Origin of the sequence: uncultured Neptuniibacter sp., assembly GCF_947498015.1 — a bacterium.
GTDB lineage: Bacteria > Pseudomonadota > Gammaproteobacteria > Pseudomonadales > Balneatricaceae > Neptuniibacter.
Map to the genome: position 1 here is coordinate 207,596 of NZ_CANMIR010000001.1, position 19,981 is coordinate 227,576.

General features: G+C 47.3%; 16 protein-coding genes. 8 read left to right on the forward strand and 8 right to left on the reverse strand.

Going from position 1 to position 19,981, the window contains the following annotated elements:
• Window positions 1-55 precede the first annotated feature (55 nt).
• Together Q0882_RS01090 and Q0882_RS01095 are read right to left on the reverse strand one after the other, a co-directional pair.
• Window positions 56-1,963 carry an alkaline phosphatase D family protein gene (locus Q0882_RS01090; RefSeq protein ID WP_299176828.1) on the reverse strand — a complete coding sequence of 636 codons (1,908 nt, stop codon included), beginning with the start codon at window positions 1,961-1,963 and terminating at the stop codon, window positions 56-58.
• A gap of 89 nt (window positions 1,964-2,052) precedes the next feature.
• Entirely contained in the window at window positions 2,053-3,009 is a 957-nt protein-coding gene (locus Q0882_RS01095; RefSeq protein ID WP_299176829.1) for a DUF3179 domain-containing protein, read from the reverse strand.
• 170 nt (window positions 3,010-3,179) lie between these two features.
• Between Q0882_RS01095 and hisI the strand changes: the two genes are divergently transcribed.
• From hisI to Q0882_RS01115, 4 genes are all read left to right on the forward strand, one after another.
• Window positions 3,180-3,602, forward strand: a complete 423-nt coding sequence (hisI, locus tag Q0882_RS01100) for a phosphoribosyl-AMP cyclohydrolase (protein ID WP_299176832.1) — start codon at window positions 3,180-3,182, stop codon at window positions 3,600-3,602.
• A 105-nt stretch (window positions 3,603-3,707) separates the two neighbouring features.
• Window positions 3,708-4,565, forward strand: coding sequence for a formyltetrahydrofolate deformylase (gene purU / locus Q0882_RS01105; RefSeq protein ID WP_299176835.1), 858 nt, complete (start codon window positions 3,708-3,710; stop codon window positions 4,563-4,565).
• Between the two features lie 11 nt (window positions 4,566-4,576).
• Window positions 4,577-4,984: a DUF2007 domain-containing protein gene (locus Q0882_RS01110; protein WP_299176838.1), complete on the forward strand. Its 408-nt coding sequence runs from the start codon at window positions 4,577-4,579 to the stop codon at window positions 4,982-4,984.
• A gap of 367 nt (window positions 4,985-5,351) precedes the next feature.
• On the forward strand, window positions 5,352-7,232 hold the full coding sequence (locus Q0882_RS01115; RefSeq protein ID WP_299176841.1) for a methyl-accepting chemotaxis protein: 1,881 nt from the start codon (window positions 5,352-5,354) through the stop codon (window positions 7,230-7,232).
• Between the two features lie 119 nt (window positions 7,233-7,351).
• Here the strand turns inward: Q0882_RS01115 and Q0882_RS01120 are convergent, their stop codons facing one another.
• Entirely contained in the window at window positions 7,352-9,631 is a 2,280-nt protein-coding gene (locus Q0882_RS01120; RefSeq protein WP_299176844.1) for a GGDEF domain-containing phosphodiesterase, read from the reverse strand.
• Window positions 9,632-9,994: 363 nt separating this feature from the next.
• Window positions 9,995-11,662: a glutamine--tRNA ligase/YqeY domain fusion protein gene (locus Q0882_RS01125; RefSeq protein ID WP_299176846.1), complete on the reverse strand. Its 1,668-nt coding sequence runs from the start codon at window positions 11,660-11,662 to the stop codon at window positions 9,995-9,997.
• A 299-nt stretch (window positions 11,663-11,961) separates the two neighbouring features.
• Here Q0882_RS01125 and Q0882_RS01130 point away from each other — a divergent pair, with 299 nt between their 5' ends.
• Both Q0882_RS01130 and Q0882_RS01135 read left to right on the forward strand, forming a co-directional pair.
• A complete protein-coding gene (locus Q0882_RS01130; RefSeq protein WP_299177415.1) occupies window positions 11,962-12,480 on the forward strand; it encodes a peptidylprolyl isomerase in 519 nt (172 codons plus the stop codon).
• Window positions 12,480-13,217: a UDP-2,3-diacylglucosamine diphosphatase gene (locus Q0882_RS01135; protein ID WP_299176849.1), complete on the forward strand. Its 738-nt coding sequence runs from the start codon at window positions 12,480-12,482 to the stop codon at window positions 13,215-13,217. Before Q0882_RS01130 ends, Q0882_RS01135 begins: the two co-directional genes overlap by 1 nt.
• A gap of 35 nt (window positions 13,218-13,252) precedes the next feature.
• Here the strand turns inward: Q0882_RS01135 and miaE are convergent, their stop codons facing one another.
• Together miaE and Q0882_RS01145 are read right to left on the reverse strand one after the other, a co-directional pair.
• Window positions 13,253-13,882, reverse strand: coding sequence for a tRNA isopentenyl-2-thiomethyl-A-37 hydroxylase MiaE (gene miaE, locus Q0882_RS01140; RefSeq protein ID WP_299177417.1), 630 nt, complete (start codon window positions 13,880-13,882; stop codon window positions 13,253-13,255).
• A gap of 111 nt (window positions 13,883-13,993) precedes the next feature.
• A complete protein-coding gene (locus Q0882_RS01145; RefSeq protein ID WP_299176852.1) occupies window positions 13,994-14,620 on the reverse strand; it encodes a LysE family translocator in 627 nt (208 codons plus the stop codon).
• Window positions 14,621-14,941: 321 nt separating this feature from the next.
• Here Q0882_RS01145 and fusA point away from each other — a divergent pair, with 321 nt between their 5' ends.
• On the forward strand, window positions 14,942-17,029 hold the full coding sequence (gene fusA / locus Q0882_RS01150) for an elongation factor G (protein ID WP_299176855.1): 2,088 nt from the start codon (window positions 14,942-14,944) through the stop codon (window positions 17,027-17,029).
• A gap of 74 nt (window positions 17,030-17,103) precedes the next feature.
• Here the strand turns inward: fusA and Q0882_RS01155 are convergent, their stop codons facing one another.
• Complete coding sequence (locus tag Q0882_RS01155) at window positions 17,104-17,496, reverse strand: ribonucleotide reductase subunit alpha (protein WP_299176858.1); 393 nt, start codon at window positions 17,494-17,496, stop codon at window positions 17,104-17,106.
• Between the two features lie 257 nt (window positions 17,497-17,753).
• Between Q0882_RS01155 and Q0882_RS01160 the strand changes: the two genes are divergently transcribed.
• The gene (locus Q0882_RS01160) at window positions 17,754-18,407 is read left to right on the forward strand and encodes a DUF4253 domain-containing protein (RefSeq protein ID WP_299176861.1); all 654 of its coding nucleotides are present in this window, start codon (window positions 17,754-17,756) and stop codon (window positions 18,405-18,407) included.
• A gap of 224 nt (window positions 18,408-18,631) precedes the next feature.
• Here the strand turns inward: Q0882_RS01160 and prpF are convergent, their stop codons facing one another.
• Window positions 18,632-19,828, reverse strand: a complete 1,197-nt coding sequence (gene prpF / locus Q0882_RS01165) for a 2-methylaconitate cis-trans isomerase PrpF (RefSeq protein ID WP_299176863.1) — start codon at window positions 19,826-19,828, stop codon at window positions 18,632-18,634.
• Window positions 19,829-19,981: the final 153 nt, after the last annotated feature.

The following is a 19,981-nucleotide window of genomic DNA, read 5'->3' on the forward strand; positions in this document are numbered from 1 at the left end:
GTGACCCAGAAGTCCAGCTCACTCAGCTATCGAAATTGATCCACAGCATAACAAACTACGAAAGCTCTCCCTTTCGTGGAGGAAAAGCTACCTGCCCTCCTCCCGCTTTCAGTACTGTAATCTCCACCGGCTCCCCTAGCTGGTTCAACCTGACATGCCCGACACCGCTGCTGTTGAGGACTCTTTGATCCGGCATCCCTTCCGGAATACGGGAACGGATCTGCATACGGCGGCGCTTGGTAAACCAGTTTAGCGGTGAACGGCTACCATAGAGCCAACGATTGAGACGATCAAACAACCGTAGCAAGCGGTGGGGAAACTCGTTTTTCAAACCACTGCAGGTGATCTGCCAGATATCCGGGCTATTCTTGCGAAAACGTATCTTGATATCGTAAGTAAATGAGTAGTGCACATCACCGGAGAGAATCACAAAGTTCTGCGGCGTTTTGGGATGACGGAATATATTCAGGAGCACATTGGCTGAGCCAGCATGCGCCATCCAGTTCTCTGCATCGACAGTCAGCGCATGCCCCGCATAGGTAAAGATCCGTTGCACCGTTTCTACCAGCTTCATACCAAACATAGGTGCTGGAGAAACCAGAAGTACGGACTCCTCCCCCATCAGGTCCTGCTGTAGTTCAGAAAGGGCTTCCCAGTCCATTAAGCCTGAAGGTTTTGCCTGACTGCTTTCAGACCACCAGCGCTTAGTTCGGGTATCTAACACCACCAGCTTTGGTGTCGTTGGGAGGCTGTAGCTCCACTGTTCAAAATCCAGCACCTGATCTATCAATTCGTTGCGCTGTTCATCCTGAGTGGGGTCGTTGGAGTGCTCTAACATCCCTGCCCACTCTTGCGGGAAATACTCGGGTGCATTCCCCCAGCCCTGACAGAGCCAATAGCCGATCAATGCGTTTCCGATAATGCTGCGCGAGAACGGATGACTATAGGCCGCTTCTTCCCAACCTCGCGTCAGGTTCCAGTCATCGGTAACATCATGATCATCAAAGATCATATAGACCGGAATATGCGCTAGAGCCCTCTGAACTTGTCCAAGGTTTTTAGCAAACCCCTCGATCTCTCTCTGCTCCTCCAGATAGCGGTCTGCGTACTTCTCCGCGACATCATTGATGGAGAGATGAATCCTATTCCACAACTGGGGCGACCAGACCAGAAAATACATCGCCAACACTTCAGAGAGTGTGATCAGATGATTGTGCGCAGTATCCGCCGTAAAGATCGGCTTTCTTGCCCCGCCGAAAAATCGGTCCTGCAACGCCTGGTTTGCCTTAGTATGAGGAAGTAACTCTTCACGCTCATAATAGCAGTGGGCACTCTGATAGAGCTGGGCACTGTTGGGTACCGTTGCTCCGGCGATCAGCTCGGGGGCAAGCCCCAGAAGATCGATAGTCTGGTGGATCGCTGACAGCATCGGTCCGGCAACATCATCTGCATAGATCTGATCACCTGACATCATCAATAATGCTGGGCGCTCTGATAGCTCTGAAGCGGATTCGGCTAAAACCTCATCGACCCTTAACAAAGCATCTTCCGAGGGGTAATGAGGTTTCCTGCAGGAGCCATGTAACACCTGATCGATCTGGGTTTTCAGCACAAAACCCGGACGTTCCTCATCGTTATAAAGCAGGTGTGGCAGCAGTGTTTTAAGGTTCTGCTCCTCCCCCTCAACCTGGCAATGTAAGTCATAAGAGAGCCAGCAGTTTTCAGGCAGGGAAGATTCAGGACGATAATTGAGCAGATGAATATAAGCGGAGCTGCCAACCTTCACGCTATGAAGGTAAGGCGCACAATCCACCTCTGCTAACAGTTGATCCTCCCTATAAAGGCTCAACCGTGCTTCCAATGGTTCCCGAGTCACCATCCATAAGACGAGGGCATCAGGCTGTAACCGCCGGATGATAGGTCCGGCAATCATAAAGGGTAGTTCTGTATTCGGTTTAGTCATTGAACGTGATTATGTCTGTCAGCAAAGAGATCTCACATCATAGTCTATCGACCTTAATCTGGGATGATCAAACGCTTTTACTTAACTTTTCAAGGCGAGGTGAAGACCTCAGTCTGAGGATGAAAGGTATACCAGGCGAACCAGAAAGCATTAACAGCAGGCTTTGTACGCCCCGTTTTCTCATCAATCACCTCACCGGTACGTGAGGATGTATCAAAGCGGATCAACAGGTCGTTCCCATTGAAATGATCCTTCAGCTCTGAGCCTCCATATTTTGACAGCTCAGCGAAGGGGTAAGCTTTATATTTACCTTCGACCTCAATACCTAATACGCGCTCTTTGGGATGGTAAGCACGACTGAGAAACTCTACAGGAAAATAGATGACGGGGCTTTCATCGTAACGGCCATATGGGTTGCTGTTGTAATTACGCAGATAACCCGTATCACGGCTTAATACCTCCCCCTCTGGGTATCTCGCCTTCCAGCTACTCCAGGTCATCTGAATCAGTGGCAATAGCTCAAGCTTCTCCCCTATCAACGGCCCACTGACCGCTTCCGATTTAATCTGTGACCATAATGAGTCGGTAGTGCGATCATAGAGGAGCACATCACTGTTATAGAGAAGCCCGGAGACACCAAACTCCAAGCGCTTCCCTTTAACCTCTGAGGAAAACGCCATCCCGGTTCCACACAGAGGGCAGAAGCTGATCACTACAGGCTGGCCCGCAATCTCATCATTAACCAGTTCGTGCCAGTTCAAAATAGAGATTGGGTATGCCCGGGTGACACCGTTGAGGGTCAAACTGAGAACCTGCTCCCCATCTGAGAGCCCACCCGCCTTATCAGCACTGATGAACTTAGGGTTATCGATCGATGAGATCCCATCACGCGGTGGACCTCCCGGGTGGATCTCTTCAGCAGGAACCGATGTATTACTAAGATCAAACCCATTTCCAGCCACAGCAAATACCGAACAGTAACGAACACCGAGTAACGTTAGAAGAAATGCGGCCAGAAACGCCAGAATACTGCTGCGTGAAATCATTGTGCCACCTCTGTGGCCTATCGGAGGGCAGGCCTGCGGGATTATTTCATTTTCTAATCTATGAACAGTTTGAGTTATAAAGCCCCTAATGATTCAATCTTTTTACCCTAAGATTCAAACGCCCCTGTGATATGATGCCCGCAGATTTAATATTCAACAGAAAGACTGCCATGAAAAACAACTTTTACTACGATTTGGAATCAGCTGATAAAGGTACACAAACCGATCTGTCAGCGGCGCTTGATAATCTGCGGTTTAATGAAGATGGACTGATCCCGGCGATCGCGCAGCAAAACGATACAGGTGAAGTATTAATGATGGCCTGGATGAACCGTGCTTCAATTGAGGAGACTCTAAAAACGGGTCAGGTCTGCTACTGGTCTCGCTCCCGTCAGGCCTATTGGCGCAAAGGTGAAAGTTCTGGCCATGTGCAGAAACTCGTCGAGATGCGTATCGACTGCGATGGCGACACCCTTCTCTGTCTGGTTAACCAACAGGGCCCCGCTTGCCATACCGAACGCTCAAACTGCTTCTTCCATGCGGTGAAAGAGGATCAGATTGAGATCATTGCAGAGCCCTGCTGTACAAAATAAAGACGTACCGATGTCAGGCGGCTAACTTCTTCTTAGCCGCCCCACCCGTTTCAGGTTTCAGGTTTCAGACTACACTTACAGAGGGTTTCTTTGAGGAGTGTCGTTATGCCTGCCACCAACTGGATTATTACCGCCCAGTGCCCAAGCCAACTAGGAACAGTCGATGCTGTAACTGGTTATCTCTATCACAATCAACACTACATCGAAGAGCTACACTCTTTTGATGATACGCACAGCCAACGTTTTTTTATTCGCGCCCGCTTTCGTACGGCGGAGGGCTTTGATGAAGAAAAATTCCGTCTGCAATTTGCACTCCGTGCTGAGAAATTTGATATGCAGTGGGAGATGACTCTGGATCAGCACAAACCCAAGGTACTGATTCTGGTATCCAAATTTGATCACTGCCTGAATGACCTTTTGTATAAATATCGAATCGGTCAACTGAATATGGAGATTCCTGCGATTGTCTCCAATCACCCAGACCTGAAATCCCTCGCCGATTGGTACGGCATTCCCTATCACCATCTTCCGGTCTCCGCTGAAACAAAGGCTGAGCAGGAAGCTCAACTCTGGCAACTGATTCAGGAAACCAGTAGTGAGTTGGTCGTGTTGGCCCGCTACATGCAGGTCCTCTCTCCAGAACTGTGTAAAAAACTGCAGGGCTGGGCGATCAATATTCACCACTCGCTATTGCCAGGATTTAAGGGAGCAAAGCCCTATCATCAAGCCTATGAAAAAGGGGTTAAAACAGTCGGTGCTACGGCCCACTATATCAATGATGATCTGGATGAGGGGCCGATTATCGCGCAGGGAATTGAAGCGGTGGATCACACCTATTACCCTGAAGACCTGATCGCAAAAGGGCGAGATATTGAACGTGTTACCCTCTCCCGTGCAGTGAAATATCATATTGAGAAACGGATCTTTCTCAACGGCAACCGAACGGTAGTTTTTTCAGATTAGTACGGAATATTATGTTGGTCACCGTTGCAAGCTACTCCTTCCCTTATGAGGCCCAGATCGCCTGGTCAAAACTCGATTCGGCGGGGATACCCGCCTATATCGCTGATCAGCACACGATCAATATGCAGTGGCTCTATTCTGACGCACTAGGTGGTGTCAGGCTCCAGGTTCCTACACCGTACCTGAATCAGGCCAGAGAGCTTTTGTCGGAAAATCTGGAATCCGACTTAGTTGCACAGGAGGGATGGGACAGCACACCGTGCCCTGTCTGCGGTAGTAATAACACCGAACATTTCCAGTTTGGGAAACGGATCGCCTTTTTGATATTTTTGGGGTTAGACTTCCCTCTCTTTCCCGTGAAAGATGGAATTCGATGCCGAGCCTGTGGAGCTAAAAGCCAAATCGTAAACGATGAATAACCTACATACCTATTTTGCTGTAGCTAAAGGCCTACCTTCCAAGATTAAAATCACTGATCAAAGTCATCATCACCCGGCAATTTAGCCATTACTCCTACCCATAAACGGTTTATCAACCGTTGTCAGGAAGCATTCAGGCTGAAAATACAGCGTTAAATCTACTTCCTTTTTTAAGAGGTTTATCCCCATCGCCTTATCAAAATTTTGAACAGATATTCATAAAAAAGAGTTTCATCTTTGCAACAGTTTTGTCATAGTACGCCCACACCAAGACCTTATACTAAAGTATCAGATCAATAATAAAAATAATGACAGAACCATCAGTCCCAGCATCGGGACAGATACCTATTTTTTTGAGGTTGCTTGCATGAAAGTCTCCCATAAGGTCGCCCTTCTGGCGTCCACGATCGTTGTTCTTATCTTTACCGTTTACTCCTGGATTCAGTACAACACAGTTAAGAATGCCCTCTACCAACAAACCGAACAAAGTACTCAGGAAACCACTGCCGTTTTAGGCCACCAGATTACAAACTGGCTTAATGCAAAACTAAAGCTGATCGATATGATGGCTGAGAGTATCAATGCCGATTTCTCAGCAGAAACAATCCAGACTACCTTTGATAACCCTCTGCTTGAAAGAGAGTTTCTTCTGATCTTTGGCGGACTCGACACTGACGGCCAAAAGATCACTAATGATCCAAATTGGAATCCAACCGATTGGGATGCCCGAAAGCGCCCCTGGTACCCCTACGCAAAACAAAACCAGCAAGCGGTCTTAACCGACCCCTATCCAGATGCGGCCTCAGGTGAAATTCTGATTTCAGCAGTTGCGAACCTCTATGATCAACGCGAATTCAGAGGTGCATTCGGTGGTGATCTAAGCCTTAAAACGATCTCGGAAGCGTTGAATACACTGAACTTTCACAATACCGGTTATGCCTTCTTGCTGAACGCAAATGGGAATATTATCAGCCACCCGAATGCAGAGGTTAACGGTCAACCTCTGACAGAGTTATTCGATGGTAGACAACCTGAGCTGAATCCAGAACTCACCGAAATCAGTGTTGAGGGGGAATCCGTTTTTGTCGCATTCAACCCGCTTACAGATCTTCAGGGAAGCCAATGGATGATCGGTGTCGTTCTGGATAAAAGTCTGGTCATGGCTGAAGCAAATCAGTTCGGCGTAACCGCTTTGATAGCCACACTGATCTGTGCCCTGGTATGCAGTGCCGCCCTCTACCTCACAGTTTCCCGACAGTTGCTGCCACTGGAAGCGTTACGACACTCTTTACTGGAGATAAATAGCGGTGACGGAGACCTGACTAAGCGCCTGGTAATCAGCGGTAAAGATGAGTTTGGCCAGGTGTCAAATGATTTCAATCAGTTCATTGAATACCTGCACAACCTGATTTCGCAGGTGAAGCAGATCACGCGTGATGTCCGTAACAACAGCACACACACATCAACTTCAGCCGCGGCCTCCGCAGAGGCGTTAGCCAAGCAGCTATATGAACTGGATCAGCTTGCAACCGCAATGCATGAGATGTCAGCCACTGCGCAGGATGTCGCCACCAATGCTCAACATGCTGCAGATTCAGCAACCCAGGCAGATAATGCGGCAGGTGACGGAGTGTTAGCCGTTGCGAAAACCACTGAGTCCATCAGCGAGCTGACAGATGATATGGAACATATCGTCTCCACCATCGGCGAACTAGCCGGCTTTAGTAACAATATTGAATCGATCCTCACAGTGATCACCGACATAGCTGATCAAACTAACCTGTTGGCTCTGAATGCTGCCATTGAAGCGGCAAGAGCCGGCGATATGGGTCGGGGGTTCGCAGTCGTTGCTGATGAAGTCAGGGCTCTGGCTTCGCGTACTCAGCAGTCCACTGAAGAGATCAAACAGATGATCCAACAGCTCCAATCGGGTGTTAAAAAAGCGGAGAACAAGATTTCTGATAGCCGAAATCGTGCCATTCAAACACAATCCATTGCGGCTGAAGCGGATACGGTACTGCATAACATCCGAAGTAATATTCAGGAGATCAACCAGATGACTGTTCAGATTGCGACTGCAGCAGAGCAGCAGAGCGCGACATCTGAGGAGATCAACCGTAATACTTCCAATATCAGGGATCTGAGCCAGTCTGTATCCAATGGTGCGAAAGAGCAGGAAGATAACTGCCTTAGGATGGTTGATCTGATTAGGAAGCAGGATAACGAGCTGAACAAATTTAAAGTCTGATTGGATCCATTAGTGCCTTTATCCATCAGCCATCTGCCTGCAGGTAGATGGCTGAGTCACTGATGTAATCGCTCGCACTTCTAGATGAAGAGAGATGGCAAGGAACTCTCCAAAGAGAGTTAGATTTTAAATTGCTGATTCAGGACACCACCGACCTCTACATCCGGAAGAGGTTTGCAGAACAGATACCCTTGGGCAATATCACACTCCAACCCTTTGAGCAGGGACAACTGCTCCTCTGTTTCAATCCCTTCCGCAATAATCTGATGACCCAGATTATGCCCCATCTCAATCATCGAGCTGACCAGAAGCCGAGTTTTGTGGTCAGTAGTGATATCGTCGATAAAGTGCTTATCGATCTTTAAAACGTCACTGTTAAGGTGTTTTAAGGAAGCGAAGGATGAGTAGCCGGTGCCAAAATCATCGATCGCCAGTGTTACGCCCAGACCTTTCAATTTTTCAAAAGTCATGAGGTTATGCTGACTCGTTTGCACAACACTCTCGGTCACCTCCAGCTCCAACTGACTGGGAGAGATGCCGGTTTTTTTCAGGACCCTGGAGACCAGTGGGACAAATGCTTCATCTAAAAAATGCGAGGGGGAGATGTTTACAGCAATACGGATCGGATTCGATACGTTTTTTGTCCAGCGGGCTAACTGATTACACGCAGTGATCAAAACCCACTCTGTAAGCTGAGGAATGATGCCGATCCTTTCAGCAGTATCGATAAACTCTACAGGTGAAACCTGACCTAATTCAGGGTGATACCAACGTGAAAGCGCTTCCACTCCCACGATGCGGCCTGAGGCCATCTCCACTTGGGGTTGATAAACAAGCGTTAATTGCTGTTTTTCAACCGCCTCTCTCAGATACTGCTCAACCTTAAAGCGGTACTCTGCTCGGTTTGTCAGCTCTTCATGATAGAAAGCATAACGGTTTTTCCCCTGATCTTTAGCCTCATACAACGCGGTATCAGCGGCTTTCAAAAGCGCTTGCAGATTTGTTCCATTCTCCGGGTATTGCGCAATACCGATACTACAGGAGGGAACCAGCTTGCGCCCCTCTATCTCAACAGGAGCAGAGATCAGCATCTGACAGCGTGAAGCGACTTTCTCAACACTGGATTCATTCTCAACATGAGAGACGAGAATACAAAACTCATCACCACTAAGGCGGGCAATATAGTCAACATCACGACAAGTTTTCTTCAGACGGGTAGCACACTCTTTGAGAAGCATGTCGCCTGCGTCATGCCCTAAACTATCATTTACATTCTTAAAATTATCCAGATCGATATAGAGCAGGCTGAATCGTTTTTTACTCCGGGTAGATTCCTTAATCAGCCTTTCAACTATCAGGTAAAATTCCGCACGGCTGGACAGCTCAGTGAGTTCATCCTTATAAGCCAGCTCTTTTATCCGTCTCAGGTTATGCTCCCGCTCCATGATGATACCCGCCAATCGGGCTGCAGAAGTCAGATCAGTGGATTCATCGTCATTTGGTAGCGCGGGATGGTTATAGTACATACCAAAAGCTCCCAGAACCTTGCCTGAGGAGTTTTTAATCGGTTCAGACCAGCAGCAGCGCATACCATGAGGCATCGCTACGTCCTTGAGATCTTTCCACTTAGGGTCCGTTTCAATATTTTCAACCAGAACACGCTTGCCCGTATAAGTGGAGGTACCACAAGAACCAATGTTCGGACCGTTCTTAAGGCCGTGGACCGCATTACAATAAGCTTTAGGTAAGCTGGGCGCGCCCCCATGCAGCAAGGTATTTCCGTCCAGTTCAAGGAGCGAGCACCTCAGACCTGGATGACGCTCTTCATAAAGCAACGCTATCTGGTCGTAGATATCTGAGGCAGGATCACCTTTGGCAATCATCTCGAGAATTTTTGTATGCTGCCTGTCAAAAATCTCTGACTTTTTCCGATCGGTTACATCTACATGGGTACCGATCAGACGCTGAGGTTGATCAGTGAGATCACTTCTGACTAGGAATGCACGCGAACGGATAAATAGGTAGTGTCCACCCTTGTGCTTCATCCGCATCTCAACTTCAAACGCATCCGTTTGACCTGAGAGGTATTCCTCTACGGTTTTCAGGACTCTATCCCTGTCATCAGGGTGGACGAGAGTAGCCCAGGTATCGAGCTTATGATCTAACTCCTGCTCGTCAAACCCGAGCATTGTTTTCCAGCGGGGGGAATAATAAACCTGATCCGTTGTTAGGTCCCAATCCCATAAGCCATCATTGGCACTTCGCATTGCCAGAGCAAACCGCTCTTCACTATTAAATAGTTCAGCGGTTCTTTCATCCTTGGTCTGGTTAGCAGAGGCAAGTTCAGTCCGTAACTTCGAGATCTCACCCAGAAGTTCAGACCTAGTTTGTTCTGACATTTTCACAGGCCTTCTATCAATAATTGCTTCGAGATTAGCAATCGGAATCCCCTTCCGCAACAGACAATCGTAGGGGGGGGAACTATCAGAAGAACAATAAAAACCAAAACTGAATAAGGGCTTAATCTTTGAGCTTGAATTACTGCTTAACAGGGGCATTACAGACGCCCCCACTCTCATTCGAAACCAAACCTTTAGAGGGTAATTCTGGTGGGGAAAGTTCGAGTTGAGGAAAGTAACAGGTAGTCATAAAAGATAACAACTAACTGAGATGGCAAAGATCCATCCGCAATAAAAAAAGGCGCCCCTGGCGCCTTTTTTTATTGCTATTACACACTGAACTAAGAGAGGACTAAAGCGCCTTTATTTTCCCCAGGAGTCTCGCAGTCCTACAGTGCGGTTAAAGACCAATTTTTCATCTGAAGAATCAGGATCAACACAGAAATACCCGGTTCTTTCGAACTGATACCGGCTTTCCACTACAGCATTAGCCAGACCGACTTCACAGCGGCTACCTTCAACAACAACCAGAGATTCCGGATTGATAAATTCAAGGAAGCTACGCTCTTTATCGCCATCAGGATTCTCTTCAGCAAACAGACGATCGTACTCACGTACTTCACAAGGTACTGAGTTATCAGTGGATAACCAGTGCACTACCCCTTTCGCTTTATAACCCTCAGGGTTCGCCCCTTTGGTTGCAGGATCGTAGGTACACTTAAGTTCAACCACATTACCATCAGTATCTTTGATTACCTCTTCACAGGTGATCACATAAGCACCACGCAGACGAACCGCTACCCCCTGTGTTAGTCGCTTCCACTTACGCGGAGGAACTTCAGCAAAATCTTCCTGTTCGATGATCAAATTACGGCTGAACGGAACTTTACGCATACCCATGCTTTCATCTTTAGGATGGTTCGGTAGCTCAAACCACTCCTCCTGATCTTCAGGGTAATTGGTGATAGTCACTTTCAAAGGACGTACAACGCACATAGCACGAGGGGCATGTTTATCCAGATCTTCACGCACGAAATATTCAAACTGTGCCATATCCACTGTGCCGTCGGTTTTAGATACCGCCAAACTGTCACAGAAATTGCGGATGGCCTGCGGAGAATATCCACGGCGACGTAAGCCGGAGATCGTTGGCATGCGTGGATCATTCCAGCCATTCACATGGCCTTCGTCCACCAACTGCTTCAGCTTACGCTTACTGGTGACTGTGTAGTTCAGATTGAGACGTCCAAACTCATACTGGCTGGGTTTAGATGGTACCGGCAGGTTCTCAATAAACCACTCATATAATGGGCGGTGGTCTGCAAACTCCAGCGTACAGATCGAATGGGTCACCCCTTCAATTGCATCTTCCTGACCATGGGCGAAATCATAGCTGGGATAGATGCACCATTTATCACCAGTCTGATGATGGGACTCTTTACGGATACGATACAGGATTGGATCGCGCAGGTTCATGTTTGGCGAAGCCATATCAATTTTGGCACGCAGTACCCGGCTACCCTCATCAAACTCGCCATCTTTCATCCGCTCAAGCAGATCCAGATTCTCTTCGGCAGAGCGATCACGGTAAGGACTCTCTTTACCAGGCTCGGTTGCCCAACCACGATACTCTTTCGCTTCTTCAGGACTCAGATCACAGACATAGGCTTTACCCTCACGAATCAGATGCTGTGCCCACTCATAGAAGGTATCGAAATAGTTAGATGCATAGCGAACCTCTCCTGCCCACTTAAAGCCTAACCACTGAACATCACTCTTAATCGCATCCACATACTCCTGCTCCTCTTTGGTCGGGTTTGTGTCATCAAAGCGAAGATTACACTCACCCTTATACTTCTCGGCAGTACCAAAATTGAGACAGATCGATTTAGCATGACCGATATGCAGATAGCCATTGGGTTCCGGAGGAAAGCGGGTTACGACCTTACCGCTGTTTTTACCCTCTTCCAGATCCTGCTCGATGACCTGGTGAATAAAGTTTGTTAGTTTACTGCTTTCTGTAGTGCTCATAGGTAAGGTCTGGTTCCGACGTAGCTGAAATCTGTAGCGTCTCTATTTCTTTTCAGAAAAGTAAGACAGAAAATTGGCGACCATTATAAACGGATGCGCTTGCTAAATGGCAGTAGCGAAGCGGAAGAATTTACAAATTTACACGATAAGCGAGTCTTGTGGATCGTAATTTATTTCCAAACCTCATCCATCACACATCAAGCAGCATTTATCTGATTCTAAAGAACAAACAATGATGCGTTTCTCTTATACTTGCGTATAATGGCCCGGTTAAAGGCGAAGAAGTGGACATTACAACAATGATTATTCTCCATACTAATTTTGGTGATATCTCTCTGGAACTGGATCACGAAAAAGCTCCAAAAACAGCAGCAAACTTCGAACAATATGTCAGTGAAGGTTTTTACAACGGTGTTATCTTTCATCGGGTAATCAACGGTTTCATGATTCAGGGCGGTGGCTTTGAGCCTGGCATGGTTCAGAAAGACACCCGCGGAACGATTGAAAATGAAGCGGATAACGGTCTATCTAATGCCAATGGCACTATTGCAATGGCCCGTACCATGGACCCGCATAGCGCATCAGCTCAGTTTTTTATTAATGTCTCTGATAATACTTTCCTGGATCACACAGCTAAGACAACTGAAGGCTGGGGCTACGCAGTATTTGGTAAAGTCATTGATGGCATGGATGTGGTCAATAAGATTAAAACCACTTCGACTACAATGCGTGCCGGTCATCAGGATGTTCCGGTTGAAGATGTGGTAATCGAGTCCGCTGAAATCGTTTCAGACGAAGCCGAAAGCACCGAAGAGTAATGTCAGTCTATTTTGTCTCAGATCTCCATCTGAAACCTGAACGCCCGGATCTGACCCGGGCGTTTTTACATTTTCTGCATACGATACAAGAGGATGCAGACTCACTATTCCTACTCGGCGATATTTTTGAGGCCTGGATTGGCGATGATGCCCCAACCCCCGGACTTGAATCACTGATCACGCAGCTGAAATCGTTAAGCGACAACGGCTGTAAAATATTTTTCCAGCATGGGAACCGTGATTTCCTGGTGGGCGAATCGTTTATGCAGATGATCGGTGCAACACTTCTGCCTGAGATCACCACTGAACATTTGCCAGTTGGTGATGCCGTAATACTGCATGGCGACCAACTATGCACTGATGATCAGGAATATATGCAGTTCCGATCTCTGGTACGCGATTCTGCCTGGCAGCAGGAGTTCCTCAGCAAGTCGCTAGAGGAACGCTTGAGCATTGCCCGCCAGCTGAGGGATACCAGCAAACAGCGCACTACTGAAAAATCAGACTACATTACCGATGTGAACCCGCATACTGTTAAGCAAACACTCGACGATTCGAAGGTCACGCTGATGATTCATGGACATACCCACCGTCCAGCAATCCATGAGATTGATCTCAACGGCCAGCAAGCCAAGCGAATCGTTCTGGGTGATTGGGACCAATTGGGGTGGTATCTGAAAGTTGATAGTGATGGATTTGATCTCATCAGTTTCGAAATTAAAAAAGCCGCTGATTAAAGCGGCTTTTTTATGCTTATACGACTGTTTTACGCTTATACAGCTGAGGCCTTTGAGGTCATGAACGATGGAGCTCCACTATGAAAGCGAAACTCATCATCTTCTGACTCAATCAACTCACTCTCAACCGCTCTAAAGAAAGCAACACGCTCCTCGATCGGCTCTCCGGCATAATCTGCAGCCAGCCCCAGGTAATCCTGATAGTGACGCCCCTCAGACTTCAGCAGGGAACGATAAAACTTTGCCAACTCATCATCCAGAAAAGGAGCAAGCTTAGCAAACCGTTCACACGAACGTGCCTCAATGAACGCACCAATAATAAGCAGATCAATCAGCCGGCCGGGTTCTGAAGTGCGCACATGCTGGCGCATCCCTGCCGCATAACGGGCTGGGGACATATGGTCATACACCACCCCTCTATCCTGCATAATGGCCAACACTTGCTCAAAATGGATCAACTCTTCTCGGGCGAGTCGGGACATCTTATTCAGTAGATCGAGACGGTCTACATAGCGAAACATCAGATTCATCGCCGTAGAAGCGGCTTTCTTCTCACAGTGAGCATGATCAATCAACATAATATCCTGATTCTGGAGTGCTGCTTCAATCCAGCTATCAGGTGTTTCACAAGCAAGAAATTCTTTAATTTCGTCCAGAGCGTCCATTAAACGGCAACCTTTCTTTTGATCAGGAAAAACAGCGCGCATTATAATCAGCTACCTGCAGCAATGCACTGACGCTCTCAATATATTCAGTGATGATTGATCTGATACAAATTATCGCTCAGTGGTTAACAACTTCAGTGCCAGACCGATGAAGACGACACCCGCCAACTGATTAATCACACGCTGACCAACCGGAGAGGTCTGAAACCATTCACGAATAAAACCCGACATCAATGCAAACGTCGCCATGACAGAGAAGCCCGCAATAATAAACAGGCCCCCAAGCAGTAATAACTGATGAGTTAAATCACCCCGTGCAGGATCAGCAAACTGAGGCAAAAATGCCATGAAGAAGATCGCCAGTTTAGGGTTAGTCATACTCATAAGAATCCCCCGCTTATAAAGCGACCAGCGACTCAACACCGGTACCTCAGCACCATCTATCGATGATGAAGCTGCTCGGAACGCCCCCCAGGCCAGATAGATCAAATAGGCTACACCCACCACTTTCAGAAGTGTGAATGCAACGGCACTGACCTGAAAGATCACTGCTACACCCAGTGCCACCGCAAGAGTATGAAAGATCAGGCCGGTACAGAGCCCAAGCGTAACAACCACACCCGCCAAACGACCATGTAGCGCCGACTGAATCAAAACAAAAATATTATCAGGCCCCGGAGCAATAGATAGCAGCACCGATGCCAGCATGAATGTGACGATGGTTTCATAACTTAGCATCACTCTACTCCTGAAAAACTACCGCAATGACCGGCCTAGTAACGATGGGAAAAACATAGGGTGAAGATACTCCGATTTGACGTTTAAATAAAACTCGTAGTGGTAACTCTTAAGATATTTACAAAGGTCATAGAGCCCTTTGGCCGACATCAACAGAGGAATTAAATCGATAAATATCAAAGAGATATCTGGTGAAAGAACAAATCAGTTAAAAAAACCATAAAAAAGCTAAATTTCAACGTAATTTCTCTTCGAAATATCACATAAATAAATGTATAATGTCGCGCAATTTTTATGACCTCACTTTAGTCGAGTAAAGAGATGACAGATTTATCCAAGTACAGAAATATTGGTATTTTCGCGCACGTAGATGCGGGTAAAACCACTACAACAGAACGTATCCTAAAGCTTACTGGTAAAATCCATAAGACTGGTGAGGTTCACGATGGTGAATCTACAACGGATTTCATGGAACAGGAAGCTGAGCGCGGTATTACTATCCAGTCAGCGGCGATCACCACTTTTTGGGATGATCACCGTATGAACGTTATCGATACTCCGGGACACGTTGACTTCACTGTAGAAGTATATCGTTCACTGAAAGTATTAGACGGCGGTATCGGTGTATTCTGTGGTTCCGGTGGTGTTGAGCCTCAGTCAGAAACTAACTGGCGTTATGCTGATGAATCCGGTGTTTCCCGTATCATCTTCGTAAACAAACTAGACCGTCTTGGTGCTGACTTCCTGAAAGTTGTAGATCAGATCGAGAACGTACTGGCTGCTAAGCCACTGGTTATGACCCTGCCAATTGGTCGTGAAGATGACTTTGTTGGTGTTGTAGACATTCTTTCTAAGAAAGCATACGTCTGGGATGATTCAGGCCTTCCTGAAAACTTCAAGATTCAAGACGTTCCTGCTGACATGGTAGAAGACGTTGAGATGTACCACGAACAGCTGATCGAAACAGCTGTTGAACAAGATGATGACCTGATGATGGCGTACATGGAAGGTGAACAGCCTTCTGTCGAAGAGATCAAGCGTTGCATCCGTAAAGGTACCCTTGAACTAGCGTTCTTCCCTACTTATTGTGGCTCCGCTTTCAAGAACAAAGGTATCCAGCTGATTCTTGACGCTGTTGTAGACTACCTACCATCACCTACTGAAGTTGCTCCACAGGATCTGACTGACGCTACTGGTGAGCCAACTGGTGAAGTTGCAACTGTATCTGTTGATGAGCCTTTCCGTGCACTGGCATTCAAAATCATGGATGACCGTTTCGGTGCTCTGACATTCGTACGTATCTATTCCGGTGTACTGAACAAAGGCGACACGATCCTTAACTCGTTCACAGGCAAAACTGAACGTGTTGGTCGTATGTGTGAGATGGAAGCCGATGAGCGTAAAGAGCTAGACTCTGCTCAAGCGGGTGACATCATCGCAATCGTAGGTATGAAAAATGTACAGACAGGTCACACTCTTTGTGATCCTAAGCATGAATGTACACTTGAAGCTATGGTATTCCCTGAGCCAGTAATCTCTATCGCCGTTGAGCCTAAAGACAAAGGCGGTGCTGAGAAAATGGGTCTGGCGATCGGCAAAATGGTTGCAGAAGATCCTACTTTCCTGGTTCACACTGATGAAGACAGCGGTCAGACTATCCTTCGCGGTATGGGTGAGCTTCACCTGGACATCAAGGTAGACATCCTGAAGCGCACTTACGGCGTTGACCTGATTGTTGGTGAGCCACAAGTTGCTTATCGTGAAACGATCACTCAGGAAGTTGAAGATAGTTACACTCATAAGAAACAGTCTGGTGGTTCTGGTCAGTTCGGTAAGATCGACTACCGCATCAAGCCAGGTGAGCCAAACTCTGGTTTCACATTCTCCTCCACTGTTGTGGGTGGTAATGTACCTAAAGAGTTCTTCCCTGCTGTTGAAAAAGGCTTTGCAAGCATGATGGATCAGGGTGTGCTGGCTGGCTTCCCTGTACTGGATGTTGAAATTGAACTGTTTGACGGTGGATTCCACGCGGTTGACTCCTCTGCAGTAGCGTTCGAAATCGCTGCAAAAGGCGCATTCCGTCAATCTATCCCTAAAGCAGGCGCTCAGCTGCTTGAACCTATTATGAAAGTTGACGTGTTCACTCCAGAAGATCACGTGGGTGATGTTATCGGTGACCTGAACCGTCGTCGCGGCATGATCTCTGGTCAAGACACTGCAGGTTCCGGTGTGCGTATCAAAGCAGATGTACCTCTGTCTGAAATGTTCGGTTACATCGGACATCTACGTACAATGACTTCAGGTCGTGGTCAGTTCTCTATGGAGTTCTCTCACTACGCAGCTTGTCCAAACTCTGTTGCAGACGCGGTTATCGCTGAGGCAAAAGAGCGCCAGGAAAACAAAAAGTAACCTGAATATTTTTTAGGTTCGACAAAAAAGCCCGATGAGAGATCATCGGGCTTTTTTTGTCCAGAGAAAACAGATCAGGCCGCGCTCAACACGACCAGATTAGCCTCCCTGTCCAGAATCACATATTTGGACAAGTCTGCCCCCATCATCAGATCGTTCGCCATCTTATTAAGATGAGGCTCGGCATCATCTGAGCTTGGTGCTACCCCCCCCTCACCACAAAGCCCCGCAGCCAGCATAAAATCCCAATCTGAAGAGATCTGGTCCGCCTCTTGTGTAAATTCAGAGAAGACTGATAACTCACCCGGCAGCTTATCAACACACATAACAGGCACCAGGGAGCCTCTCTGTCTTCTTTTGTGTTTCTTGCTCTCCTGCTTCTCTATTTGCGCAAAAAGAAACAGTAGCCGCTGTGGCTGATCCTGCTGCTGCGCCTGACTAATAAGATCATTGAATGGGTTCGACATGATGCTTCCTCGCTATAATTCTGCCTCCACTTTACCCGGTCGTTACTGTTACGTATTGATATCTATCAAATATAAGGCCTCATAAAAAGACGCCTTATGAATAATTTATTCCCATATATCAATAGGTTAATTTATAAAAATACCTCCTAAGCGGTACCCCATAAAACCCGATCATGAACACCAATATCCCATCCAATCTAAAGACGCTACAATGCTCTGAATTTTCATCTCTAACCTGATGCTCATTTGGAAACTGCGTGAAATTTATAAGCCTTGATGCCTCCTCTGCCTTTGAAAAGGCGATCAAAACAACATCCAAAGATAACAAAGTGATCGTGTGTGGCTGCGATGAGGACAAAGCCTATATTGAAGAAGCTCTTTTGGAGGCCACCCAAACACCTAAAGAGATCATCCGAAAAGTTGCCAACCTTGATATCGACCACTGGTTCAACGAACGTAGGGCGAAACTACTCTCAGAGAGAGACCTCGGTGTACTTACAGGAGAGTGGAGGGAGGAATCCTCAGCCAAACAGCCCTTCATGCTGGCATCAGATATCATGACAGGTGAGCCACTTCCCAACCTGATCGGCGCAAAAATAAAAACCAACCACAATTGGAAAGTTCCGGCTTATTTCAATTTCGGAAGCTGGAACGAGTGCCCGGCTCCAGAACTCCATTGCGCAATCTGGAAAAGATGGCAACACAAGTACGGCGCGTATATTGTCGCTGTTAGTAACGATGTAATCGAAGCTTATATCACCAGACCACCGAAAACACCTGAGGAGGCGATGGAGCTAGCATGGGAGCAGTTCCTCTACTGTCCAGATATTGTTGATCAGGGTGTAGAGACGATCGCAAAATTAGCAGAGGTTCTGATTAATCACGAAAACTGGTATTTCTGGTGGGATTAGGAATAACCCAGATGTGAGAGGCTGAGGGACACTATAACCGCGCGTAGGACCACAGCAGTCTTTGCCCTGCAATCAGCAAAGGCTGCACAGCGAAAGAGATAATGTATTAAAAGGTTCCAGATAAAAAAAGCCCACGCTTTGCAGCGTGGGGCTTAAGGAAGAACAGTAAGCTAGCTCTGATAGGTAAACTAACTCACCTTCCGCTCTTCAACTTTACAACACAATTAGAAACTATCACCGGGAATGCGTACGTTCCCCTCCATGACAACACGAGCACTACGACTCATGACCGCCTTGGTTGCAGTCCAGTCACCGTTAGCTTTCTCTTCAGCCGCCGCACCTACGCGTAAAGTCCCGGAAGGATGACCGAAGGTTACCGCATCGCGCTCACCGCCACCTGCAGCCAGGTTGACCAGAGTTCCCGGAACCGCTGCTGCGGTTGCGATAGCAACAGATGCTGTCCCCATCATCGCATGGTGTAATTTACCCATGGAGAGTGCACGAACACACACATCGATATCATTTTCAGAGATCTGCTTACCACTGGATGCCTCATAATCGGTGGCAGGCGCGACAAATGCGATTTTCGGCGTATGCTGACGCGCTACCGCTTCTTCGATGTTCTCAATCAGCCCCATCTTCACGGCACCGTGAGCACGGACATGCTCGAACCAGGCCAGTACATCGGCATTGCCGTTAATGTCTTTTTGCAGCTCGGTACCGGTGTAACCAATGTCTGCAGCATTGACGAAAATCGTCGGGATACCAGCATTGATCATAGTGGCCTTGTAGGTTGCCGCTGGTTTATCACCAAAGGCTGGTACCTCCAGATCATCAACCAGATTATTAGTTGGGAACATGGAACCTTCACCATCTGCCGGATCCATAAACTCGATCACCACTTCAGCAGCCGGGAATGTCACACCATCCAACTCAAAATCACCGGTTTCCTGTACTTCACCGTTAGTGATCGGAACATGGGCAATGATTGTTTTCTTGATATTCTTCTGCCAGATACGCACTGTGCAGATCCCATTTTCCGGAATACGCTCAGGATCAACCAGACCACCACTGATAGCGAAAGCACCCACAGCCGCTGTCAAATTACCGCAGTTGCCCGACCAATCGACAAACGCCTTATTGATCGCTACCTGACCGAACAGATAATCAACATCATGATCCGGTTCTGCGCTCTTATCCAAAATTACCGTCTTACTGGTACTGGAAGTTGCACCACCCATCCCATCAATCTGCTGACCGTAAGGGTCCGGACTTCCGATTACACGCATCAAAATTTTATCACGCGCTTCACCCGGCTCCTGCGCTACCGCAGGCAGATCCTGACGACGAAAGAAAACACCTTTACTGGTTCCACCGCGAATATACGTCGCTGGGATTTTTATCTGTGGTACATGAGACATCTGTTCATCCTTTCTTAAATTATGTGATGATGAAAAGCATCACGGTTAAGAAAACTTTTAGTGACGATAACTATTCCGTTCTATGACGGTTTCTCTACTCTGGCTAGTGATCGTTAGTAAAAGTATTCAAAAATGATGGGCATTGCCTGCTCG